Genomic DNA, 23,806 nt, shown 5'->3' on the forward strand with positions numbered 1-23,806 from the left:
TTTATCCATGAACAAGGCTAACGACTTTTAGTTAAAGCGACTTCTCGTTAAGGCTATAAATCACTAAAGCTAATCTTTGTTAAGAGTATGAACAATAATAAGCCAGCAGCTGTTACTACTGGCTCTTAGCTCTTCATTTCGCTCTTTAGCTGGACTCATTACTTAGTGCTAGCAGTTTAGCAGCAACAAACAAATCTTGAATGGCGATGCCTGAACTATCAAAAATAGTGATCTCAGCGTTATCAACACGGCCAACCGAATGGCTCGTTATGACGTGACCTATTTCTGTTACTAACACATTTTCTGAGTGCTGAAGTTCGCCAATCACCAGCGACTGCGCTTTATAGTCACAAAATAAACTTGCGTCGTGATAAAGCTCCACAGGTAACTCCTGCTTACCGACTTTATCAGCCCCCATCGCTGAGATATGGGTGCCAGCTTTAACCCAGCAAGCTTCAAATAGCGGCGCTGTAGCTGTGGTAGCGGTCACGATAATGTCTGCATTTTCGCAGCCATATTGGGCGCTGCCGACTGTACATTCTGCCTGTAAGCCTTTATCCACTAGGCGCTTAATAAAGGCTTCACAGCGATTGCTATCTCGGCCAACCACAATCACCTTAGTAATGTCGCGTACTTCTGCGATAGCGAGAACTTCGTATTCTGCTTGGTGTCCGCTGCCAAATACCGTCAACACAGTCGCGTTTTTTCGAGCTAGGTAATCGACTGCAACGGCGTCCGCTGCCGCAGTGCGGTAAGCATTAACTTGTGTTGCAGCAACCACAGCGACCAGCTCACCAGTTTCAGGGCTCAATAAAAACACATTGGTGCCGTGGCATGGCATGTTTTTAGCCTGATTACCCGGCCAATAGCTACCCGTTTTCCAACCAACCAATGTTGCCGTCGAGGCTGACTTTAAAGAAAACATAGAGTCAGTTTGAGGCCCAGCTGCGTTGACCACGGGAAACAAGGTTGCTTCGTCTGTGGTGGCTGCAATAAACGCGTCTTTTACAGCCGAAAAGGCCAGTTGGTGCGTAATGAGGTTTGCGGTTTGCGCTTCATTTAAATATTGCATATTACCAGCCTTGAATTCGGTTCCAGATCTCATAAGTTTCATTTTCTGTATCAAACACATGGTAGTGCTGATGCATAGATGCTGTAGCGCAGCCATGATTAGGTAAAATATGTAGTCGACTGCCTACTGGGAAGTTATCTAGGTTCAAGACACTATTATCCACCGCGCCAATAATGCCGTGCTCTTGGTTAACGGTGATAACCTGCAAGTCATCAAGCACAGCTCCGTTGCACTCTGTCACCAAACCATAATCACAATCTTTGGGTTGACCTGCTGTGCCGCGATCTCCCGACAGCGCCATCCAGCCCGCATCGATAAATATCCAGCCCTTTTCTCTGTTATGGCCAATAACCGTCGTCACTACGCTAGCAGCGATATCCTTTAGCTGGCAGACGCCAATTCCTGTCATGACTAAATCGAAGAAACCGTAAACCCCCGCTCTAACTTCTGTGATCCCCGTAAGGTCTTGATAGCTATGGGCGGTCGGAGTCGAGCCAATACTCACGATGTCACAAGGTATAGCTGCTGCGCGAAGGTTATTAGCCGCTTTAAGGGTCATTTTAACTTCATTATTGGCAGCCTCTGCTAACGACTCTGGATCGAAACAAAGATAAGACTCACCCGCATGGGCAAGAACGCCATGGAAGCTAGCAGCGCCTTGATGCAATACGCTGGCGATTTCGATTAGCAGAGGGTCATCAGGATGAATACCGCCTCTATGTCCATCACAATCAACCTCAATCATTGCAGGGATCACACAGCTATGCAGCTCGCTATATTGACTGACGAACTGAGCTTGCTCTACGCTGTCGAGTAATACTCGTACTTCTGCACCTTTGGCAATAAGCTGAGATACTCTCGGTAATTTGCCCTCTGAAATACCCACTGCATAAACGATATTGCTATATCCCTCTTCTACCAGCGCCTCGGCTTCTTTTACCGTTGATACCGTAATTGGAGATGTTTTTTGCGGTAATAAATGCTCAACAGCTTCGATTGCTCTTACCGTTTTAAAGTGAGGTCTTAATTCTGCCCCTAATCCATCTGTCTTATTGCGTAATCGAGCTAAATTTTTCAGCATGATTTGTTTATCGACCGATAAGAAAGGCGTATCGAGACTCTGGTACTTACTCATTAGTTCTGGGTTTTGGTTTTCTTTGGGTAACATGATCATATTCCTGATCCATCAATTTGTTTATTTCTGAAGTGATGCACGTGAGCAACATCAAATCAGTAGTAGAACAAGAGTATCCAAGAAGTATGTTTTGTTTTACATTAATACTTATTAAGGTACAGATTAAGCTCAAACCAAATGATCACCACCGAAGATCTAAAATTCATCACCACAATAGCAAGCCATAGGACCCTAGCCGATGCCGCTAGAACCTTAAATATCACCCCTCCATCGGTGACGCTTAGATTGCAACATATTGAAAAGAAACTATCGATTAAACTTATCCAGCGACCGTCGAGAATTGTGAGCCTAACCGAAGAGGGGCAACTTATACTGGATAAGGGCTTGCCGATCCTTCGTGGACTCGATGAGCTGCAAGAACAGCTAGATGAACTTAAAGAGCATGTGTGCGGCAAACTAAGAGTATTGGCCCCCTTAGGTTTTGGTAATGACTATATCGCGCCTTTATTGGGTGAATACAAGGTTCTGCATCCTCAGCTTGATATCGAACTTGAGCTATCCGATAACCCTAATTGGTCTAGCCATCATAAATGGGACATCATTATCTATATCGGTGCGCTCAATGACTCTTCACTAAAAATGATCACTTTGGCAAGCAATCAAAGGTTTATCTGCGCTTCTCCAGCATACCTTCAGCAAATGGGCGAGCCAGAGGAGCCTCAAGACCTGCTTAACCATCGATGCATCGCTTTGAGGGAAAACAACGAAGATGTTACCTTGTGGCCGTTTACCAAGCTATCACCTGAGAAGCTTCCACATGACAAGCTAGCAAGTGAAAAACTTGAAATGGTTAGGATCACGCCGACACTCGCCAGTAATGAGGGGCGGGTTATTAAAGACTGGGCTATGGCAGGGTTAGGCGTCATTATGCGCTCAGAATGGGATGTGCAACCGCAGCTCAACAGCGGTGAACTGGTGCGCATATTAGCCGATTATTCTCTGCCAAACGCTAATATCGTCGCGCTATTATCAAGCCCTGAAAAAGAGCGTTCTGCTCGCATTTCTGGCTTTATTCAACTGTTAAAAGAGCGACTAAACCCGCTTCCCTGGCGGTAGTCAACAGATTCGTTTGCAACAATATAGCGCATCGATTAACTAAGTGGCATACCAGCACAAGCAAGATAGGCAGCTCTTAAAGCTAAATTTATATTTCTCCTAAACTTCAAGCTGAGACTAAGCTTTACAGACGAGTTTTGTTGCAGTTTAAATGCTACGCCAAAGCTTAAACGAGCTTGTCGCTCACATACATTTCTTTACGGTGATAATCAGTATTTTGAGAAAAAACGATAACTACAGTATTTGAAACGAACGGTACAAAAATAACCCTAAAGGTTCTCAAGGTAAAGAATATGAAAACAATGACTTGCAAACAACTCGGTGGTGCCTGTGATAAAGAGTTTCACGGGAATACTTTTGAAGAAATCGCTGAGCAGAGTAAGTTACATGGTATGGAGATGTATCAGCAGCAGGACTCTCCTCACTTGGCCGCGATGGCTGAAATTCAGAAGTTAATGCAAGATCCTCATGCGATGAAAGCTTGGTTTGATAGTAAGAAACAAGAATTTGAAGATTTATCTGAAAATTAATCTAACTGTTTTATCCAAGCATTTTACCAAGCTGGTGCTAGATAATGTTACTTCTCTAGGGCTGAACCGTGACTGCTGACTCCTGACTAAAGCGAACAAGTAACAACTGAGCATGGGATTTTTTGATTATAACCTGTGTTAATCTAGGTTTAGCGCACATTTTAGACTGTTTTAGAAAGCACTACTCCACTGCTCAGTATCTATGAACCATCTTTCTTCGTAGATTTTGCTTGCTTCGAACTTAAACAGCACACACAAATTCGATGCTGCAACCTTATCGGATTTCCACTCAAGAACGGAAACCACCTCATTTTCTCCTTCAATGTGACGAAGCTGTGTAATTTCAAAACCTGGGGGAAGAATTTTACCAAGAGAGTCTAGCGCACGACGAAAAGCCTGCCGCCCCTCGAGTACATCGTTTTGCCCAGGCATAATGAATGACATGTTCTCAACATAGTCAGCAACCAAAGTATCGAAATTTCCAGCACCGACAGCGTCCCAACCCCGCTGCACTATATCTGCTAAATGCATAGTTCTCTCCTGTATTGTTTACTTCATGCAATTGATATAACTATAGGAGGGATCCAGTCTATTTGGGATGGGAAGCTAAACAAGGTACAAAAAAAGGAAGCCTAGGCTTCCTTTTCAATTTTATCTTTAGTGAGTGTAAGTATTACTTACTTGTACTTACGCATAACTAAAGTTGCGTTTGTGCCACCAAAACCGAAGCTGTTGCTCATCACAGTGTTAAGCTCTTTCTCGGTCATTTCAGTCACAATCGGCATACCTGCAGCTTTTTCATCGACATTATCGATGTTGATGCTTGGCGCAATGAAACTGCTTTCCATCATGATCAAGCTGTAAATCGCTTCGTGAGCACCTGCAGCACCTAACGCGTGACCCGTCAGAGACTTAGTCGATGCGATGGCTGGTAAGTTATCACCAAAGGTTTCACGTAGTGCTTCAAGCTCTCGCATATCACCAACAGGTGTTGATGTACCGTGAGTGTTGATGTAATCGATAGGTGTATCAACATCGGCAAGTGCCATCTGCATACAACGTACCGCACCTTCACCCGATGGAGCAACCATGTCATAACCGTCTGATGACGCACCATAACCGATTATCTCAGCGTAAATTTTTGCGCCACGTGCGAGTGCGTGTTCTAGCTCTTCAACAACAACGATACCGCCGCCGCCAGAGATAACAAAACCATCACGGTCAGCATCGTAAGTACGTGATGCTTTGGTTGGCTCATCGTTATACTTAGTCGATAGTGCGCCCATAGCATCGAAGCCCATGGTTAGCGTCCAATCAACTTCTTCTGAACCACCAGCAAATACCATATCTTGCTTACCCATCTGGATAAGTTCAGCCGCATGGCCGATACAGTGTGCACTGGTTGCACAGGCAGAGCTGATTGAGTAGTTCATGCCTTTAATCTTAAATGGCGTAGCCAAACATGCGCTAGCAGTGCTCGACATGATACGCGGCACAATATAAGGGCCAACGCGCTTAACGCCTTTTTCACGTAGCGTGTCAGCAGCTTGAACTTGGTTTGCTGAAGATGCGCCGCCGGTGCCTACGATAATACCGACACGTGGGTCTGAATACTGCTCTTCAGTCAAATCAGCATCTTTAATCGCTTCTTGCATTGCGATATGTGCGTAAGCTGCTGCATTACCCATAAAGCGCAGTGCTTTACGGTCAATATATTCTGATGGGTCAATCTTAATGTCGCCCCAAACATGACTACGCAGCTTCATTTCTTCAAACTGATCAGAGTGGGTAATACCACTACGACCCGCTTTTAATGATTCAGTGACTTCTTGCTTGTTGTTACCGATACTTGATACGACACCAAGTCCAGTGATCACGACTCTTTTCATTATTAACTTTCCATTTTGTACATCTAGTACCAATTTTGCTGCACCAATGGTATCGCTTTTCATCCATTTAAGTGGTCAGCTTTCCATAAGGAACACAAAAATAATGCTCATTATGAGACCTTACATATAATCTTTGCCAAAATGTGCCCATAAAAATGTACAATTTCCGCAAGTAAAACCGATTATAAAGCATATTTGTGTGTGCTTAATTTAACATTAAAGACGTAACCATGACAGTAAGTAAAATTCTTAAGCAGATCATCGACAGTAAAACCACTAAAAATTTGGTCATTGGCCAGATAGGTTTAGGTAGCATTGCTAAGCTTAAAGAGTTGGTCACTCTACTTTCTCACCAGCAAGAGAAGCTTACGTTAAAGATGTTTGTCGATATAAACGAGACATCACGTACCCTGCTGACTGATAAAGAGCTATTGAAATTGCTATGTCCTTTGGCAAGCGTTTCTTTAACCGCAATTGAAGGCTGTCAGCGAGTCATCGTTAATAATGGCAGCCTCACTCTCGATTTTTATTTGGGGCAATACCTAACGCAACTGCAAGCTTTGCCTATGGTTAGCGATGGTTTTGTCGATGGCTGGCACATTGCAAGTGATGCAGAGCAAACTCAGATTACGCAACCACTGTTTTGGCAGTTGGCAAAGTTAAGTAAAAATGATGCCCTATTTTGCCTTGATGAAGTTTTTAGCGCCGAACAATGCCAATCACTCTACTCTCAGGCCAAACAAGTGGGCCTTTTACGCTTTGCCAACAACCTGGCAGAGAATTCACAGTACAACGATGATATCTGTTTTCAAGAAAGAGCCGCTATGCGCTCTCAGAGTCGAGCCTTACAAGCACCTTACCCCGTTTGCGCAGCAAATGAAGCCAGTGCGAACCAAGGTATTGCCATCATTGGCGGCGGTGTTGCCAGTGCGTGTTTGGCCTTATCATTAGCCGAACGAGGTCAACGAGTCACCCTATTTTGTGAAGACCATGATTTGGCGCAAGCCGCGTCGGGCAACAAACAAGGAGCGATCTATCCGTTGCTCACCCCTGATAACAACACCCTAAGCCAGTACTTTCAACAGGCTTACCTGTTTAGCTTACAAAGACTCAAGAGCCTAGCAGCACAAGGTCACCCAATTGATTTTGACCTGTGCGGCGTCGTGCACACAGGGCATAATGAGCGTAGTCGCAAGCGAGTGGCTAAGATAATTAATGGCCAAAACTGGCAGCCGAGTATCGCTCAGTCCATTACTGCCGAGCAGGCCTCTGCTATTGCAGGGGTCAAAGTGGATGACGGTGGTATTTTCTATCCCCAGGGTGGCTGGGTGTCACCACAAGACTTTACCCGGGCCGCATTTAATCAGGCTAAGACGATTAGCGATGCCACACTTAAGCTCAACACACAAATCATCGATATTCACTACAAGGATGGTGGCTGGGAGCTGACAAGTAACACTGAGCGCTTTGGCCTCTTTAAGGCACTCATCCTTGCTAACGGTAAGTCGATAACTCAGTTCCCTCAGAGCCAATACCTACAAGCCACTGGATTTAGAGGTCAGGTCAGTCATGTTCCTTCTCGCACAAAACTGTCAAAACTTAGCAGCGTTTTGTGCGCCCATGGCTATATGACACCGAGCAATAATGCCCTACATTGCCTAGGCGCAAGCTACGTTAAAAATGCGACGGATACCGATTATAGCCCGAGTGAGCAAATCGAGAATTTACACAAAATTCAGCATAGCTATGTTGGCCAAGATTGGGTGGAGGACATTGATGTATCCGGCCATAGTGCTCGAGTTGGTGTACGTATGGTGACCCGTGATCATGCTCCAATGATGGGCCCAGCCCCCGATCTCGACTCAATAATGAATTTGTATCAAGAGCATCAGCTAACACCTGAGAGCCGCAAATACTGGCAAAGCCATAATGCACCAGTTCATCAAGGTTTGTATGTGCTGGGAGGGTTAGGCTCGCGAGGATTAAGCTCAGGGCCACTCGCAGCAGAAGCGCTAGCGGCGCAGATTTGTGGCGAGTTAATGCCTATTAGCCGTGATTTTGTGGCGCTACTCAACCCTAATCGAATGTGGATGCGAAAACTACTTAAAGGTAAAGCACTAGAAGTAGGTGTCGAGGTTTAGCCCGCACCATGCCAGCCTTAACACTCAAGTCTATAAATCTGAGCCTATAAACCAAAAAAGCGCCTAATTGGCGCTTTTATTTTTATGACTTAGGCCTGCTACTTAGCTCCTGCGTCCATAAGGGCGTTCTTAAAATCATTCACCCAGCGGCGATAAACGGTTTTGACATCCCCCCAGTTAAACACTTGAGTATTTTGACTCCACTGATTAAAACCTTGCCCTCTGTCAGCCGCCTTAGCTAACACCTCACCAGTTTCGCCATCTTTAATCACCGCGAGTAACATCATAGAGCCGGAGTTCTCTGTATAGGTTCGTCCCATAGAGTTAAAACTTCTTCGACTCGATTCTAATGGTGCACTGAGGCGAATGTCGGTAACCGCCGCTTCAATCACTAAGGTATTAGGACCAGGTTTAGCCACCAACTCAAATGGTTGCTCACTGTTAAACACTTCTTTTACCGTAAGGCTAAACTGCTCTGACATTTTATCTAGCGCCTCCTGAGGCAACTCATAAGTTGCATTCAGGCCTTCAGCTCTTTTATCAATCCTAGGTGGTTGGTAATCGGCAGGATGATCGTTGGTGACTTTTACAGGCTCAAAATAAAGCTTAGTGTACTTGCTCCAGTTTACATTGGGCCTAGCATAAGAGAGATCTAGCTTAGAGTGGTCGACTCGCACTAAGCCATCTTTAGTCATCTCAGCATCGGGCCCTTGCTGTAGACTTGCAGGCTCAGAGCTGCAGCCAGCCAGTCCAAGCGTTGCCGCAACGATGGCACCTTTAAAAAAAACACCTTGCTTATTCATGCTTGTCAGTCGAACCATGGCTATTCATTCCTTAATATTTAATCCGTCAGCATCAATTCGCTAATTTAGTGACTATTTAATATGGATAGAAATTTTGCGGGGGTCAATGAATACCAATCAATTGATTATAGGAAATGTATAACGCCGAAGATTTAATCTTGATACAAAAAAGCCAGTCGGGAGTTCCAACTGGCTTAATAAACCATCAACATATTGTAACATTAGATATGCTAGCGTTTTACTCTAACTCTGTTGTTTGTATCTCGGCTGCTGCGAATAAGCTCGTCACTAGCAATCGAAGCCGACTTAGCGAGTCTATCGTAAAGTAACACATTCACCGAGGCCGCAAGATTCATACACCCTACCGTAGGCACATACACTACCGCATCGGCGCCGTTAATCACTTGCTGGCTAATGGTGCCATCTTCAGGGCCGAAGATGTAGATCGCTTTATCAGGATGCTCAAATTCCGGAAGCGGAATAGCCCCTTCTACCAGATCGACACAGACTACTTTAACATCAGGCTCTATCGCATCGAGCAATGACTCGACTTTCTTTAACGGAATAGAACTACTGGCACGTTTAGTGTCGGTATTGTACTGCGCCGTACCATTGGTGGCGGCCAGCTCATAACGTTTACCAGTGTAAAATACAGCATCGGCGCTATAGCAACCCACGGCGCGCATGATCCCGCCTACATTTGTTGGACTTTTCGGATTGACTAGACCGATTGCAACAAAACTAATCATACTCATAAAAGCTTAAACTCTCATCACCCTATCGATAGTACTCAGCAGTGTTAAGCTGCGAGCTTCTCACTTAATTGTGTCCAGGCTTCATCAACCAATGCGTAATCTGTATCGCTTAGCTCATCTCTTGCCAATGCTAAACACTCGTTCATTTTAGCATCTAACGCGCTAAGTCCCTGCTCGCTCTCTATTTCAAGCTGCGAAAGCACAACCGCCACATGGCCTTGTAAATAGCCACTTGCAAATAACGCGTCATCATCACCTTCGGCAACAATGGTTTCAATCCAGTCTTGTAGTGTTTGCTCGTACTGCTCTATCATTGAGGGCTCCACATGCTTATCGGTTGGAGGCTGGTCGATAACCGTTCGACCGAGTCTCTCCAAACATCTCTTTAAATCGTAATTAAATATCACCAAGTGCGGTTTACAGCTAACTCAGTGATGAGTGTTATTATGCTAAATCTGGATTAGCGACTTGGTACATCACGTAATCGTGATACCCAGTAATCACCTTATAGTAACCCGTCAATGCTTTATCTAATTCAGGGTCGCCACTATCCACAATTAATGGCCTTCCATCAAGTGCTTTTAACTTTGTTTTTGTTGCCAGTATAACAATATTATCTTTACCGACACGCCTTACTAGCTCTGGGCTTAGCTGCTGATTGCCTCTGCCTAATACATGCCCTTGACCACCGATCAGGGTGATAAATAGTTTTAGTGCTTTATTTTCAGTCAGCTGTAATAACTCATTGGCAGAAAGGTCGCTGGCAACTAAGGCTTCATTTTGAATTAGATCGACGCCTAACAGAGTGTTTTCAAGCCCTAACTCACTCATGACTGCAGCAAGCGTACTACCCGAGCCAATAATACAAAGATTATCTTCCATCAGCTCAATCGCTTCAGCAGCGATATCGGCAAGCACTAGCTCATCACTCTCTTTACCGCCCATCTTCACCGCTTGTACATATCTTGGTTCTGCTGGCACCAGCATCTCACCAAATCGCTTGGCGCGAACCACACCCGTTCTGAATGCCGCTTCATCGATATCCATCACATCGGCGCTCATCAGGCTGACTAATTCCCCCTCTAACAGCATTTTGACCACCATGCCTGAAGCATGAGGTGTTATGCCGTACACGCCAGAGTGAATTTTAACACCAGCAGGCACACCTAATACGGGAATATTATCATCGGCGATGGCATACACATCGCGAGCGGTACCATCGCCACCAGCAAATAGCAGCAGGTCTAAGGTCTCGTTTAACAGCTCTGCCACCACCTTTTGGGTGTCTTGTGCCTGGGTTTGCAACGGTGTTTGATAAACAACACGAGTCGTAAAGCCCATCTGTTTAGCGATTGTCTCGCCCATATTGCCCGAGGCCGTAATCACCTCGATACGGTCTTTATAGGACTCAATCACTGCTAGTGCTTGCTGCATTCTTAGGTGCGCTTTAGGCACTGCGCCTTTGGCAAGTGCCTGTGCAGCAACACCATCACTGCCTTTTAGGGCAACACTACCACCAAGACCAGCTAATGGATTGATGATTAAACCAAGACGAAACTTCCCCACAATGATGACTCCATTTTACGTTGTAGGTTAAAACCCGTTAAGCAGCCACCGCTTTGGGTTTAGGAATAAAGAACACGGCTAGCATAGATAAAAATGCACAGGCTGCTGCAAATATCCAGGTAGACACTGCGCCAGAGCCGTCACCCCAGATGATGCCACAAAGCCAAGTCCCAAGAGCACCACCCACACCGAAACTCAGACTGGCATAAAGTGCTTGGCCCTGACTGCGACGGCTTATATCGAAATGTTTATGAATAAACTGTATCGATGCGGCATGAGTTAAGCCGAAGGTAAAGGCATGCAATAATTGACTAATGCTAAGGTAGACAATGTTCTCTACGCCGTATGCGAGCAATAGCCAACGCACTGCAGTTAAACCTATACTCACCGCCAGCAATAGCTGCACACCAAAACGGCCAAGTAACTTTGGCGCATACATAAACATGACAATCTCGGCCATCACACCCAGTGCAACGAAAATCCCCGCCGTAGCCTCGGTGTAACCCGCTTGCTTTAAATACAGGACGAAGAAACCATAGAAAGGCCCTGCGCTCATCTGCAACAGCATGGCAGAGATCAAGAACCAAATAAGGGCTCTATCGAAGACTAAAGGCTTACGCTTCTGGGTTTTATCGACGATGGCGCGATTAGACGGCAGTGGCAAAGCGCTGACTAACATGCCGATAAATAGCGTCATACCGATATAAGGTAAGATCTGTGGCCCAAAGTGGTCAATGGCGAAGCCGCCGCTGATCACCAGTACGATATAACCGATACTGCCCCAACTACGAATAGCCCCATATCGATTGGCATCATCACCTAAGGTTTCGAGGGTGATCACCTCAAGCTGCGCCAATATGGCGTTCCAGAAGAAGGTATAGACCGCTAGACTGATAGCCAAATAAGTTAAGCTGCCATCATAGAAAAACGTCAGATAGCTTATCGCCGCAGCACCTGCACCAATTTTAATCAGCTCGGAGCGCATACCCGTTTTATCGGCAACGATAGCCCATAGATTGGGTGCGATGATCCGCGTAGCCATTAAAATAGCGAGTAGAAAGCCTATTTCTTGGGCGTCAAAACCACGACTGTCAAAAAACACCCCAAGATAAGGCACCATGATGCCAAGGATTGAAAAGAAAAAGAAATAACAGGCACAGAGCCAGCGAAGTTGCTGCTCTGTGCTTTTGGGCTGAAACATTAACGCATTCCGATAATAGGTGTACTGCTATTCACATCCATATTTTGCGCGCGGTGACGTAATAAGTGATCCATCAGCACGATAGCCAACATGGCTTCGGCAATCGGTACCGCTCGAATACCCACACAAGGATCATGACGCCCTTTAGTGATAACTTCGGCAACTTCGCCCTGGGCATTCATGCTTTCACCCGGCACGCTGATACTCGACGTCGGCTTCATCGCAATATGGGCAATGATTGGCTGACCTGAAGAGATCCCGCCTAAAATCCCTCCCGCATGATTTGATGCAAAGCCTTCTGGCGACATCAAGTCTCTATGCTCAGAGCCTTTTTGATTAACGACTTCGAAACCATCGCCAATCTCAACACCTTTAACCGCATTAATCCCCATTAGCGCATGTGCAATATCGGCATCTAAGCGGTCAAATACAGGTTCACCTAAGCCTACTGGTACACCCGTTGCAACCACAGACACTTTAGCGCCAATGGAGTCACCACTCTTTTTAAGCTCGCGCATGTACTCATCTAATGAATCGAGTTTTGATGCATCAGGAAAGAAGAAAGCATTTTGCTCTATTTGTTCGAAATCAACAGTCTCGGCCGCAATAGGCCCAAGCTGTGACAAATAAGCATGGATCTCTACGCCGTGAACTTGTTTTAGATACTTCTTTGCCACCGCACCAGCAGCGACTCGCATTGCCGTTTCGCGAGCAGATGAACGGCCGCCACCGCGATAATCGCGTTGACCGTATTTTTGTTGATAGGTGTAGTCGGCGTGCCCAGGGCGGAATAAGTCTTTGATATTTGAATAATCTTTGCTGCGCTGGTCGGTGTTTTCAATCAACAAACCAATTGAGGTGCCCGTGGTTTCACCCTCAAACACACCAGACAGAATACGCACTTCATCAGGCTCTCTGCGAGCCGTTGTATAGCGTGAGGTACCTGGACGACGGCGGTCTAAGTCGTGTTGCATATCCGCTTCAGTCAGCTCAACGCCTGGAGGGCAGCCATCAATAATGCAGCCAATAGCGACACCGTGACTTTCACCGAAGGTTGTTACTACGAAATTTTGACCAATACTGTTTCCCGACATTCGTCTTTAGCCCTCTATCTCTTTGTTCTAATTTTTTATTTACCCGCGTCTTGTCGGTAAATTACTTATTTTTATACCAACCTAAATGTAGGTGTACTGATTGGCATAACGCCGCAGGCAAGCCTGCGGCTAAAGTCTATTATTCACTATCTTTATAGATGGCGAAAAGTGATTCATTTTCAACTAGCTGATCGCGAGTTAGTACAAACACACCGTCACCGCCATTCTCAAAGTCGACCCATGTAAATGGAATTTCAGGGAATTGCTCGTTCAGATGCACCATAGAGTTACCCACTTCAACCACAAGTAAGCCATCTTCAGATAGGTAATCTGCCGCATTGGCAAGAATGCGCTTAGTGAGATCTAAGCCATCGCGACCCGAACCTAGACCGATTTCTGGTTCATGATGATATTCCTCAGGCATATCGCCAATATCTTCCGCATCGACATAAGGCGGGTTAGAGACGATTAAGTCGTAATGAGGGCCTTTTGGAATCGCAGAGAAGAGATCAGATTCCATCGGGAAGACTCTATCCATCACGTCAAGGGTTTCGATATTGATTTGTGCGACTTCTAGCGCATCGACACTGATATCTAAGGCATCGACTTCGGCATCTTCAAATTCGTAAGCACAAGCGATAGCGATACAAGCACTACCGGTACATAGGTCTAGTACGCGGTTAACAGGCTTGTTGTATAACCAAGGGCTAAAGCGATTGGCGATTAGCTCAGCAATTGGTGAGCGAGGAACCAGTACTCGTTCGTCAACATAGAACTCGAGCCCAGCAAACTGCGCCTTATTGGTAAGATAAGGTACAGGTAACCGCTCTCTTACGCGGCGAATGATAAGCTCAACAATTTTATGCTTTTCACTGCTGGTTAAATTAGAGTGAATCACTTGCTGACCGATCTCTTCCGGCAGATGTAAAGCGTGGAATACTAACGCAATAGCTTCATCCCATGCGTTATCAGTACCGTGGCCATAGTAAATGTTTGCATCATTAAAACGACTGACGCCCCAACGTAGCATATCGCCAATAGTACGTAACTCTGTTACCGCTTCATCAACAAAAATCTTATCCAAAATTCACTCCAGCATTTTAATTCCGACTCATTGTAACTGAAGTCTATTCATATGGCATCGGATTCAATAAAATAGAAGGATGAATAAAAGCAAAGATAATGACGATTTGGCCCTTTTCGCTGAGTTAACGAAAGGAATTAAACCTTTTCAGCAAAATAAGCGCCATTTTATCGCGGCTCCTAAGGACCGAAAAATCATTGAAGAGAAAGAGCAGCAACTGCATGCAGACAGCTATTTCTCCGATACCTATCAACCTCTTCTGCCAGTTAATGGTCCGATGAAGTGGGCGCGAGATGACGTGGATAACCATGAAGTCAAACGCTTACGTCGTGGTGACTACGTACCGGATCTTTTATTAGATATGCATGGTATGCGTCAATCAGAAGCGAAACTCGAGCTTGCTGCATTGATTCAGGCCTGTATCAAGCAACAAAGCCATTGCTGCTGTGTAATGCATGGATATGGGACGGGGGTTTTAAAACAAAATATTCCAATGTGGCTGGCCCAGCATCCTCATGTCAAAGCCTTCCACCAAGCTACCAAAGAATGGGGCGGCGATGCTGCACTGTTAGTGTTAATTGACATTGGCGATCAACCCTATCGTCGCTAAAATGAAAGTTAATCGGCATAAAAAACTCAAATTAGAACGAGAAAGAATAGAGCCCGAAGTTATAGGTCTGAAAGCAAAAAAGTGAGTCTTCTATATACACTAGAATGACTCACCTTTTTTATTATTTATACACCTAAATAGGATTGCGCTTAAGTTAGCTAATCGAATGTGGTGCGTGCTGCCAAACTAGATGATTTCTATCGTTCACCCTTTCAATCAAGGTCACTCCAGAGGTGGCAAACAGTGGTGGTTCAATACCTGGTACTAGCTCACTGACTAGGTAACCTAACAACGGCATATGAGCAAGGACTAATACATTCTTAGCCTGATACTGCTCGGCGTAGGCAAGCACTAAGTCAGCTACACGACTTGGATCACCTGATGGAACTAATTCATCTAATGTGATCCACTTATACGGTTCAGGAAAGTGCTTACTCACTTCTTGCCAGCTTTGCTGCGCTCTTAAGTAAGGACTGACCAATACCAAGTCAAACTCTTTGGTAGTAAGCCCTAACCAATTGCTCATAAGCCCTGTGTGATGACGGCCAAGATCAGTAAGGGTACGCTCCCTATCTGAATGGGCATGATAACCCGCTTCACCGTGACGCATTAAAAATAGCTGCATACAGCTTGGCTACTCCCAATTCTTTATTGTTATTTTTTAATTGTAGTCCGAATCTAAGCGCCAACATACCGTTATTTCATTAATAATTAGTCGAATAGATCGATAGCGACTAAAATATTTCCTAAATGCTATGGCAACCTTAACGCGATTCTGCGAAAAATTTAATCAATTCGTAATTAATTTCACTGATGCAATAGGTTGTGTTTGAAGATAAGTAAAAATGATGGCAAGTTAAGCCCTAAAGAGTAACTATCTTTTTACTCAATTAGTTATCTTAAAAAGCATGCCGAGTCAGGCATAGACGCAAATAAGCTACCCCCTTTGTTTATTCGTGATATTGGAGCCACTCTTTGTCAAAAGCTAAACAGATTAAAACCAGTCCTAACGATCACCGACTATACCGCCATATCACACTCGCGAATGGCTTGTCGGTGTTGCTGGTTGAAGATCCACAGGCAAGCCAAGCTGCAGCCTCGATGGCTGTGGCAGTCGGTCATTTTGACGATCCAGTTTCACGCCCTGGTATGGCCCATTTTCTTGAGCATATGTTGTTTCTCGGTACCGAAAAATATCCAGAGTCTGGTGAATATTCCGCATTTATCAATCAGCACGGCGGCACTAATAATGCTTGGACAGGTACTGAACATACCAACTTCTTTTATAGTATCAATGCCGAACAATTCGAAGCCTCGTTAGATCGCTTTAGCCAATTCTTTATCGCACCTCTGTTTAATACAGATTTAGTTGACCGAGAGCGGCAGGCTATTGAGTCCGAGTTTAGCATGAAGCTAAAAGACGATATTCGCCGTGTATATCAAGTACAAAAAGAGACGGTTAATCCTGCTCACCCCTTTTCAAAGTTTTCCGTTGGTAACTTAAAAACCTTAGCAGGTGAAGAAAGCGCATTAAGACAAGAGCTACTGCACTTTTATCAAGAGAAATACAGTGCCAGTATCATGACGCTGTGCCTAGTTGCTCCCCTAGACCTAGAAAAGTTGCAAGAACTGGCGAAAGAGTACTTCAGTGATATTAGCGACCATATCCGTAAAGACTCCTATCCGGATATTGCTATTTATTTACCTGAGCAGCTGCAGACACAAATCAATATTGTGCCACTAAAAGAGCAAAAACGCGTGGCTATCACCTTTGCCCTGCCCGCACTCGAACACTTTTATCAACACAAACCGCTGACTTTTATCAGCCACTTACTAGGTTATGAAGGTAAAGGCAGTCTACTGTGCTATTTGAAGGAGTTAGGGCTTGCTGATAATCTCTCTGCGGGAGGCGGCGTCAATGGCTATAACTTTAAAGATTATAATATCAGTATTCAGCTGACTGATCGGGGGATTGAAGAATTAAATACCGTTATTGAAGCAACATTTGAATACATAGAATTAATCCGTCAACAGGGCTTACAATCTTGGCGTTATGATGAACGAGCAACATTACTAAAGATTGCCTTTCAATACCAAGAGCAGGTCAACTCTTTAGATTTAGCTAGCCATCTAAGTATTAATATGCATCATTATGATATTAAAGATATTATTTACGGTGACTACCGTATGGATGGTCTCAATCTAATAGAAACTGAGCAACTACTTTCCATGATGACTCCGCAAAACATGCGGATACAGTTGATTGCACCAGAATTAGATACCAACAAACAAGCCGATTGGTATCACTCTCCCTATCAGATGACCACCATAGCAGCAGAGAAAATAGCTAAATGGTCAAAGCTCTCTGTGCGTAAAGAGCTAAGCCTACCGCCAAAAAATCCATTTATTAATAATGAGTGTGTTGCTCGTCCTGATAAAAGTACCACTAAGGTACCTGTTGTCGTTGCACAAAAACCTGGATATCGGATCTGGCATCGAAAGGATGATGAGTTTAATGTCCCTAAAGGACATTTATATTTGTCGCTAGATTCAGCACAGGCAGCGGCTTCACCTAAGCACGCAGCGTTAACCCGCCTATATGTTGAAATGCTACTCGATTATCTGACTGAATATACTTATCAAGCTGAAGTTGCTGGTTTAAGCTACAATATTTACCCGCATCAAGGCGGCATCACGCTGCATTTAACAGGGTTTACTGGCAAGCAAGAGGCGCTGCTGGAGTTAGTTATAGCAAAAGCAAGAGAGCGTAACTTCACTCAAAGTCGCTTCGATCTAATTAAACGCCAAATACTACGGGCTTGGTATAACCATTCCCAAGCAAAACCCATTTCTCAGCTATTTACGAGCTTGACGGTAACATTGCAAAAACGCAGCTTCGAGCCATCTAGAATGGCCGAGTTACTCGAAGAGATTACCCTTGATGATCTACACGCCCACGTTAAAAACTTCTATGAAAAAATTCATTTAGAAGGACTCGTTTACGGTGATTGGCTAGAGAGTGAAACAAAGCTGTTGGGTGAACGTCTGGAAAAAGTGTTATCGCTAGTGACTACACCGAGCCAAGAATCATCACGGGAGCTAATAGATCTATCAGGTAAAGGCTCCCTATTGCGGGAAGTCCCTGCATCACATCCAGATAGTAGCATTATCGTTTACTACCAATCTGATGTAGCGACGCCTGAAACCATGGCACTGTTTAGCCTCCTGAACCACACCATGTCTTCGACATTCTTCCATGAGTTACGAACGCAACGTCAGCTAGGTTACATGGTCGGTACAGGCTACCTTCCTTTAAACCGTTATCCCGGTATTATTTTTTATATCCAGTCTCCCACATCCGGTCCGAAACAATTACTAGAAGCGATAGATGAGTTTATCGCTGACTTTACCTATGCCGTATTGCAAATCACCAACCAGCAGTGGGAGTCCACCAAACATGGACTTATTAATCAATTACTTGTAAAAGATTCGAGCCTTAAAGCTCGCAGCCAACGTTACTGGTCAAGCATAGGCAACAAAGACTATGAGTTTAACCAAAGAGAGAACGTTGCAGAACAAATAACGTCCCTCACCCGCGCAGACTTGATTAAGTTCATCATGCAAAAAATGCGCACCAAACATTGCGACCGTTTGGTTTTGTTTAGCAGTGGAGACTCACACTTAGAACAGACACCTCTTGAGTCAGACAAGATGATCACCGATCTTCGCGCTTTCAAACAAGGTGCCCAACAGTTTGATTATTAGAAAATTTAACGACTAATAAAACGTCAACAAACAGGCTTGCCTTAGCAATATAGATTTTTATTATAAATAACGAAACACCACAAAAAGGTCTATATCGCTAAGCAACCGCCATATTTCAATACAAAAAAACCATATACAAAACAGAACCGAGCGTAAATTACAGGGGAACTTGCAGGAAAAGAATGATTATCTGCTACAATAAACGCTATAGTTTTTGACAATGCTGTCACTTTCTGAAAAGGTGGTGATAACAAGTAGTTGCCTTTCAATATTGGCTAATAATCAAACAAATAATATGCCTAGAATTCTTATCAAAATCGCGACTTTTCTACTCTTTTGCATTTCTATGGCAAATCCTGCCTATGCATTAACCTTAAACTCCACTTCTTTAGGGGTTCAAGATGGTCTGTCACAAAGTAATGTGACCTCCATTGTTGAAGATGCCGATGGGTATATCTGGATAGGCACTGTCAACGGCCTTAATCGATATGATGGTAAAGAATTCCGCCACTACTTTCCCTCGTCAGAGAATGAGCTGCCTAGCGCATTCATTCGTAGTCTGTTTATCAGCGACACTGGTGTGATGTACATAGGCACAGATAAAGGCTTAGCTGTTTATGACTCATTAACCGATAGAGTCGTCTCATCAGAAAAGCTCGGATTAAGTTTAAATGAGCCCATCTGGTCAATATTTAAAAATAAAAACCAACTATTCTTAGGGACCGAAGACGCTATCTACACTGTCGATATAACTAAAACAAAAACCTTAAGCCTTTCAATAGTTGATAGCTATAAGGGAAATTTTAATGGTGTTAAAGAGTTTGCTTTTGTAGGTGAACAGACTTTCTTTAGGAATTACTCTGGCTCTGTTATAAATATCAGCGACTTAGAAAATATAATTTCCAACGATGTTTACTCAATGCAACAAAAAGATAGCAGGCTTTTATTATTCACCAAAAGTGGAGTATATCAGTATAAAGAGCAAGTCATAGAAAAGCTAAACGACTCTTTATACTCCAGTGTCAGCAAAGCTGAAAGTGGCTATCTTGCATTATCAAAAACGGCTATTTACCTACTTGATAATATCAATAAACCTGTTGTCATAGGCTATTTGGAAAAGCCTATTCAAAAAATAGAATATGCAAAAATAAGCAGAGGAAAAAATAGAACTTTCATATCAAATCAAGACAATGGATTCTTATTAATTGATGATAAGAGTAACTTAGTTCAAACAAAAGTTGTTTCTACTGGTAATGTATGGTCTATATCAAAAACAAATGCATCAGATATTTTAGTCACAACAGACGCCCCAAACATAAGGCTTTATGACTCCACGTTATCGTTTAAGGAAGAGTATGCCTCTAATATAGAAGGCCCTAAATCTGCATCTATCTTAAATGGAAATATATATGTAGCTAGTAACGATGGATTAGTTGCTATAAAAACCATTTCAGGTGAAACAACAAAAATTATTGATGAAAGACTCTTCATAACTAAGCTTCACAGCGATAGCAAAAGCATTATTGTTGGCTCTAGTACTGGTGAAATATATTTTTATAATACCGAGACTAAGAAAGTAATAAAGTACACTGTCGACAAAAACAACCCCATATTTGACATAAAGGAATATAAAGGCCAAATATTCGTGGCCACGCAAGGGGGACTATTCAAGGTTGATAAAAGTGATGTGCAAACGTTATACAAAGATCAATTAGTCGCAAGCATTGATATTGTTGATGAAAAACTGTTTTTTGGCACGGGTAAAGGCCTCAACCTTTACAACCTAAATTCAGCAACAGTAGAGACCCTATACTCCAATAACAAACCAGTATTCTCAATATCACACAGTGACAATCATATAATAGCCTCATCACTTAACGAATTAGTTATTACCGATAGAAAAAATGGGCGTATATCCATTATAAATGACGAATTTGGAGTTCAAAACGAATATAACACTCACGCAATTTTAAAAAATAATAACCAGTTCTTAATTGGTGGAATATCAGGGTTAAGCGTTATTTCAACAGAAAAGCTAAATAGTTACTTAACGGCGAATAAAGCACCCAACACCGTTCTTGAAGACCTGTTGATTTTTAACATCCGAGAAAATAAAGATGGAATAGTATTAGATAAACAATTATCTAGAACGAAATCAATAAAACTTAAATATTCAGACTACCCTTTTACAATTACATTTAATAGTCCAAGCAGCTCTTTTAAAGACATAAACTACGTATATCAAATGCAGGGACTTTCAGAGTCATTAATCCAATCAAAAGGTACCAATTCGGCAACCTATACCAACCTATCTCCTGGTGACTATAAGTTTTCCATCTATGCTATCGATCCTGTTACTGGCCAGCATGGACAAACTCGTGAGTTAAATATTGAGATCACGCCGCCTTGGTGGTTATCAATCACGGCGAAGTTTATCTATTTCCTCTGTTTCGTATTCATCTCTATCTTAATCATCAAAACTGTATTGCGCCGACGAGAGATTCAAAGACAGATAGCTAAGAGTGAGGAGCGTCTTAAACTTTCCCTTTGGGGTAGTGGCGATGAGATGTGGGACTGGGACATTGAGACGGGTCAAATCTACCGCTCAAATATCTGGGGCTCTCTAGAGTTCCCTCAAGATGGACAGCGTTCGGGTCAGCAGGGGGAAGAAAGTAATATTCACCCTATGGATCAGGAGCGTGTTCGCGAAGCATTAAATAAACACTTTTATGGTGAAACTGATCACTTTGAAGCCGCCTATCGAGTCAAGGGCAAGTCAAACGAATGGGTTTGGATTTTAGATAGGGCTAAAATTGTTGAACGCGATGAAGACGATAATGCACTCAGAATGACGGGAACCATTAAAAACATCAGCAACTTTAAGCAGGCAGAGGAACAATTAAGGCTGTTTGAACGAGCAATTCAGAATATCTCTGAAGGTATGTTTATTCTCGATAGAAACTTTAAGTTTGTAGAAGTGAATGAGGCATGCTGTGACTTGTCTATGATGAGCAAGAAGGAGCTAATTGGTACCCTATTTAATTTTGATCTCTATCCAGATAGCTACTCAGAGCAGATCCGTTCAATCCTTAAGCAGCAAGGCCGTTGGAATAATGAAGTCGAATCAATACGAGGCAACGGTAGTAGCTTTTTAATGGAGCTCTCCGTTGATGCAATCTACGATGAACAAGGCGAGCTTTCACATTATGTCGGTGTATTTTCCGATGTCAGCCGCCGCAAACAGCAAGAAGAAGAGCTTAGAAAACTCACCAACAACGATCTTCTGACTAACTTACCTAATCGGTCTAACTTGATGGTAACCCTTGGCAACTTAGTCAAAAGGGACTCTCATCACACCCTAATGGTTTTAGACTTAGATAATTTCAAGAAAATTAATGACTCATTAGGTCACCAAGCAGGTGATGAGCTTTTAGTACAAGTGTCTGAGCGTATTCAAGTCGCCGTACCTAGTCATACCAGCATCTATCGCTTAGGTGGTGATGAGTTTGCCATATTAGTTGATAAGAACCCAGATATAGGTACTAGCGCCATCATTGCTAAAAACGTCATTCATGCCTTCGAAACCCCCTTTGATCTGAGCAATGAAAAGGTCGTCGTTGGCTTAAGTATTGGTATTGTGTTGTATCCAGAAGATGATCAAAACGAGCAAGCACTCCTAAGAAAAGCTGATATCGCTATGTATCACGCTAAATCAGCAGGTGGTAACCGTTATCAGTTCTATTCTGAGTCCTTGAATAAGAATGCCATTCGCCAGTTAGAAGTAGAAAACCTGATTAGAGACGGGCTTAAAGACGATCTATTTGAAGTCTATTATCAACCTAAGGTCGATTTAAAAACGGGTCATATGGCCGGAATGGAAGCTCTGGTTCGCTTAAACCATCCCGAGCTGGGCTTAATAGCACCCAATGAGTTTATCCCATTAGCTGAAGAGAATGGCCTGATTGTTGAAATTGGCGATGTCGTACTCAAGAAAGCCTGCTTCGCGGCGCAAAAATGGCGTTCACAAGGATTGTTTAACGGACGAGTTGCTGTCAATTTATCGTCGAAACAGTTCGCTTTACCTGATCTACAGCAACGAGTCGAGTCAATTTTACGTCTAACTCAATTACCCGCCGCTAATTTAGAGCTCGAAATAACTGAAGGTACAGTGATTAAAGAGCCAGAAAAAGCCATTAAAGTCATGCAGCAATTATCTAAGATGGGTGTAAGTTTGGCCCTCGATGATTTTGGTACCGGTTACTCATCACTTTCTTATTTAAAACGCTTTCCAATTCACACCTTAAAGATAGATAAAGCTTTTGTTGACGATATCGATAAGTCAGATCGCGATCTGAAAATGGTCGACTCTATCATCACGATTGCCCACAACATGGGACTTTCTGTGGTTGGTGAAGGGGTTGAAGAAGCATCTCAGCTTAGTATATTACGCGCATTAAAATGTGAAGAGATCCAAGGCTACATCTTCAGCAAAGCAGTGACTGAACCCGAATTTACCCAGCTACTTCAGCAAGACTCGAATAACCAACCTATGACCGCACTCCCCGCTAAAAGAGGTTAAAAAACACAACAAAACAAACATTGGCACAACAACTGCAAAAACCTTCTCATAAGTCAAAAATATTACTTTATATTTAATACTCTACGAGAAGGTAAAAAATGAAAACGATAATTAAAGGATTAGTTACTTCAGTTGCAGTTACATGTGCCCTACCAGCCTATGCTTCTGTGAATACGGATCAATCCCTACTTACCAAGTATGAGATTAACGATCATAAACGATTATTAAAATTAGCAGGTTTCCCGAATATTAAATATAAGCTACTACAAACAGCTGGCTTCCCTAATATTAAGTATGAACCTCTGCAAACTGCTGGCTTCCCAAACATTAAGTATGAACCTCTGCAAACTGCTGGCTTCCCAAACATTAAGTATGAGCCTCTGCAAACCGCTGGCTTCCCAAACATTAAGTATGAGCCTCTGCAAACCGCTGGCTTCCCAAACATTAAGTATGAGCCTCTGCAAAC

At 43.4% G+C, this 23,806-nt stretch carries 19 protein-coding genes; 7 read left to right on the plus strand and 12 right to left on the minus strand.

What is annotated here, in order from left to right:
• Positions 1 to 145: 145 nt before the first annotated feature.
• On the minus strand, positions 146 to 1,072 hold the full coding sequence (locus tag Q1A86_RS13900) for an ornithine cyclodeaminase family protein (RefSeq protein WP_299807555.1): 927 nt from the start codon (positions 1,070 to 1,072) through the stop codon (positions 146 to 148).
• Position 1,073: 1 nt separating this feature from the next.
• Entirely contained in the window at positions 1,074 to 2,246 is a 1,173-nt protein-coding gene (locus Q1A86_RS13905; protein ID WP_367277923.1) for a DSD1 family PLP-dependent enzyme, read from the minus strand.
• A 138-nt stretch (positions 2,247 to 2,384) separates the two neighbouring features.
• Between Q1A86_RS13905 and Q1A86_RS13910 the strand changes: the two genes are divergently transcribed.
• Positions 2,385 to 3,323 carry a LysR substrate-binding domain-containing protein gene (locus tag Q1A86_RS13910; protein ID WP_299807557.1) on the plus strand — a complete coding sequence of 313 codons (939 nt, stop codon included), beginning with the start codon at positions 2,385 to 2,387 and terminating at the stop codon, positions 3,321 to 3,323.
• 293 nt (positions 3,324 to 3,616) lie between these two features.
• The gene (locus tag Q1A86_RS13915) at positions 3,617 to 3,853 is read left to right on the plus strand and encodes a hypothetical protein (protein WP_299807559.1); all 237 of its coding nucleotides are present in this window, start codon (positions 3,617 to 3,619) and stop codon (positions 3,851 to 3,853) included.
• Positions 3,854 to 4,024: 171 nt separating this feature from the next.
• Here the strand turns inward: Q1A86_RS13915 and Q1A86_RS13920 are convergent, their stop codons facing one another.
• Both Q1A86_RS13920 and fabB read right to left on the minus strand, forming a co-directional pair.
• Positions 4,025 to 4,384, minus strand: coding sequence for a nuclear transport factor 2 family protein (locus Q1A86_RS13920; protein ID WP_299807561.1), 360 nt, complete (start codon positions 4,382 to 4,384; stop codon positions 4,025 to 4,027).
• Between the two features lie 146 nt (positions 4,385 to 4,530).
• The gene (gene fabB / locus Q1A86_RS13925) at positions 4,531 to 5,742 is read right to left on the minus strand and encodes a beta-ketoacyl-ACP synthase I (RefSeq protein WP_220759509.1); all 1,212 of its coding nucleotides are present in this window, start codon (positions 5,740 to 5,742) and stop codon (positions 4,531 to 4,533) included.
• A 230-nt stretch (positions 5,743 to 5,972) separates the two neighbouring features.
• Between fabB and mnmC the strand changes: the two genes are divergently transcribed.
• Positions 5,973 to 7,883 carry an FAD-dependent 5-carboxymethylaminomethyl-2-thiouridine(34) oxidoreductase MnmC gene (gene mnmC / locus Q1A86_RS13930; protein WP_299807564.1) on the plus strand — a complete coding sequence of 637 codons (1,911 nt, stop codon included), beginning with the start codon at positions 5,973 to 5,975 and terminating at the stop codon, positions 7,881 to 7,883.
• 98 nt (positions 7,884 to 7,981) lie between these two features.
• On the opposite strand, the gene Q1A86_RS13935 is transcribed toward mnmC, so the two are convergent.
• The 7 genes from Q1A86_RS13935 to prmB all read right to left on the minus strand — a co-directional run bounded on the left by Q1A86_RS13935 (position 7,982) and on the right by prmB (position 14,386).
• Complete coding sequence (locus Q1A86_RS13935) at positions 7,982 to 8,704, minus strand: DUF3313 domain-containing protein (RefSeq protein WP_299807566.1); 723 nt, start codon at positions 8,702 to 8,704, stop codon at positions 7,982 to 7,984.
• A gap of 212 nt (positions 8,705 to 8,916) precedes the next feature.
• Complete coding sequence (locus Q1A86_RS13940) at positions 8,917 to 9,441, minus strand: RNA methyltransferase (protein WP_299807568.1); 525 nt, start codon at positions 9,439 to 9,441, stop codon at positions 8,917 to 8,919.
• Positions 9,442 to 9,485: 44 nt separating this feature from the next.
• Positions 9,486 to 9,755 carry a YfcL family protein gene (locus tag Q1A86_RS13945; protein ID WP_299807570.1) on the minus strand — a complete coding sequence of 90 codons (270 nt, stop codon included), beginning with the start codon at positions 9,753 to 9,755 and terminating at the stop codon, positions 9,486 to 9,488.
• A 130-nt stretch (positions 9,756 to 9,885) separates the two neighbouring features.
• The gene (locus Q1A86_RS13950) at positions 9,886 to 11,007 is read right to left on the minus strand and encodes an ATP-NAD kinase family protein (protein ID WP_299807572.1); all 1,122 of its coding nucleotides are present in this window, start codon (positions 11,005 to 11,007) and stop codon (positions 9,886 to 9,888) included.
• Between the two features lie 37 nt (positions 11,008 to 11,044).
• Positions 11,045 to 12,208 carry an MFS transporter gene (locus tag Q1A86_RS13955; protein ID WP_299807574.1) on the minus strand — a complete coding sequence of 388 codons (1,164 nt, stop codon included), beginning with the start codon at positions 12,206 to 12,208 and terminating at the stop codon, positions 11,045 to 11,047.
• On the minus strand, positions 12,208 to 13,302 hold the full coding sequence (gene aroC / locus Q1A86_RS13960; RefSeq protein ID WP_299807576.1) for a chorismate synthase: 1,095 nt from the start codon (positions 13,300 to 13,302) through the stop codon (positions 12,208 to 12,210). The genes Q1A86_RS13955 and aroC overlap by 1 nt, the downstream gene beginning before the upstream one ends.
• A 139-nt stretch (positions 13,303 to 13,441) precedes the next feature.
• Positions 13,442 to 14,386, minus strand: coding sequence for a 50S ribosomal protein L3 N(5)-glutamine methyltransferase (prmB, locus tag Q1A86_RS13965; RefSeq protein ID WP_299807578.1), 945 nt, complete (start codon positions 14,384 to 14,386; stop codon positions 13,442 to 13,444).
• Between the two features lie 79 nt (positions 14,387 to 14,465).
• On the opposite strand from prmB, the gene smrB reads away from it, so the two are divergent.
• Positions 14,466 to 14,996, plus strand: coding sequence for an endonuclease SmrB (gene smrB / locus Q1A86_RS13970; protein ID WP_299807580.1), 531 nt, complete (start codon positions 14,466 to 14,468; stop codon positions 14,994 to 14,996).
• A gap of 154 nt (positions 14,997 to 15,150) precedes the next feature.
• Here smrB and sixA read toward each other — a convergent pair whose 3' ends face one another.
• Positions 15,151 to 15,621 carry a phosphohistidine phosphatase SixA gene (sixA, locus tag Q1A86_RS13975; RefSeq protein ID WP_299807582.1) on the minus strand — a complete coding sequence of 157 codons (471 nt, stop codon included), beginning with the start codon at positions 15,619 to 15,621 and terminating at the stop codon, positions 15,151 to 15,153.
• A gap of 350 nt (positions 15,622 to 15,971) precedes the next feature.
• Between sixA and Q1A86_RS13980 the strand changes: the two genes are divergently transcribed.
• The 3 genes from Q1A86_RS13980 to Q1A86_RS13990 all read left to right on the plus strand — a co-directional run.
• The gene (locus Q1A86_RS13980; protein WP_299807584.1) at positions 15,972 to 18,761 is read left to right on the plus strand and encodes an insulinase family protein; all 2,790 of its coding nucleotides are present in this window, start codon (positions 15,972 to 15,974) and stop codon (positions 18,759 to 18,761) included.
• A 346-nt stretch (positions 18,762 to 19,107) separates the two neighbouring features.
• Positions 19,108 to 23,340 (plus strand): EAL domain-containing protein, encoded by a 4,233-nt coding sequence (locus Q1A86_RS13985; RefSeq protein ID WP_299807586.1) that lies wholly within the window; start codon positions 19,108 to 19,110, stop codon positions 23,338 to 23,340.
• A 98-nt stretch (positions 23,341 to 23,438) separates the two neighbouring features.
• Positions 23,439 to 23,806: hypothetical protein (locus Q1A86_RS13990; RefSeq protein WP_299807588.1), on the plus strand; the 368-nt coding region annotated here is incomplete at its 3' end.

It is taken from the genome of uncultured Shewanella sp., from assembly GCF_947497935.1.
In the GTDB taxonomy this organism is placed as follows: Bacteria; Pseudomonadota; Gammaproteobacteria; order Enterobacterales; family Shewanellaceae; genus Shewanella.

What these genes read in the sequence shown, in the direction of transcription:
- Q1A86_RS13900 (WP_299807555.1), bottom strand. Translation starts at nt 1,072, where the DNA reads ATGCAATATTTAAATGAAGCGCAAACCGCAAACCTCATTACGCACCAA.
- Q1A86_RS13905 (WP_367277923.1), bottom strand. Translation starts at nt 2,246, where the DNA reads ATGATCATGTTACCCAAAGAAAACCAAAACCCAGAACTAATGAGTAAG.
- Q1A86_RS13910 (WP_299807557.1), top strand. Translation starts at nt 2,385, where the DNA reads ATGATCACCACCGAAGATCTAAAATTCATCACCACAATAGCAAGCCAT.
- Q1A86_RS13915 (WP_299807559.1), top strand. Translation starts at nt 3,617, where the DNA reads ATGAAAACAATGACTTGCAAACAACTCGGTGGTGCCTGTGATAAAGAG.
- Q1A86_RS13920 (WP_299807561.1), bottom strand. Translation starts at nt 4,384, where the DNA reads ATGCATTTAGCAGATATAGTGCAGCGGGGTTGGGACGCTGTCGGTGCT.
- fabB (WP_220759509.1), bottom strand. Translation starts at nt 5,742, where the DNA reads ATGAAAAGAGTCGTGATCACTGGACTTGGTGTCGTATCAAGTATCGGT.
- mnmC (WP_299807564.1), top strand. Translation starts at nt 5,973, where the DNA reads ATGACAGTAAGTAAAATTCTTAAGCAGATCATCGACAGTAAAACCACT.
- Q1A86_RS13935 (WP_299807566.1), bottom strand. Translation starts at nt 8,704, where the DNA reads ATGGTTCGACTGACAAGCATGAATAAGCAAGGTGTTTTTTTTAAAGGT.
- Q1A86_RS13940 (WP_299807568.1), bottom strand. Translation starts at nt 9,441, where the DNA reads ATGAGTATGATTAGTTTTGTTGCAATCGGTCTAGTCAATCCGAAAAGT.
- Q1A86_RS13945 (WP_299807570.1), bottom strand. Translation starts at nt 9,755, where the DNA reads ATGATAGAGCAGTACGAGCAAACACTACAAGACTGGATTGAAACCATT.
- Q1A86_RS13955 (WP_299807574.1), bottom strand. Translation starts at nt 12,208, where the DNA reads ATGTTTCAGCCCAAAAGCACAGAGCAGCAACTTCGCTGGCTCTGTGCC.
- aroC (WP_299807576.1), bottom strand. Translation starts at nt 13,302, where the DNA reads ATGTCGGGAAACAGTATTGGTCAAAATTTCGTAGTAACAACCTTCGGT.
- smrB (WP_299807580.1), top strand. Translation starts at nt 14,466, where the DNA reads ATGAATAAAAGCAAAGATAATGACGATTTGGCCCTTTTCGCTGAGTTA.
- sixA (WP_299807582.1), bottom strand. Translation starts at nt 15,621, where the DNA reads ATGCAGCTATTTTTAATGCGTCACGGTGAAGCGGGTTATCATGCCCAT.
- Q1A86_RS13985 (WP_299807586.1), top strand. Translation starts at nt 19,108, where the DNA reads ATGGCAAATCCTGCCTATGCATTAACCTTAAACTCCACTTCTTTAGGG.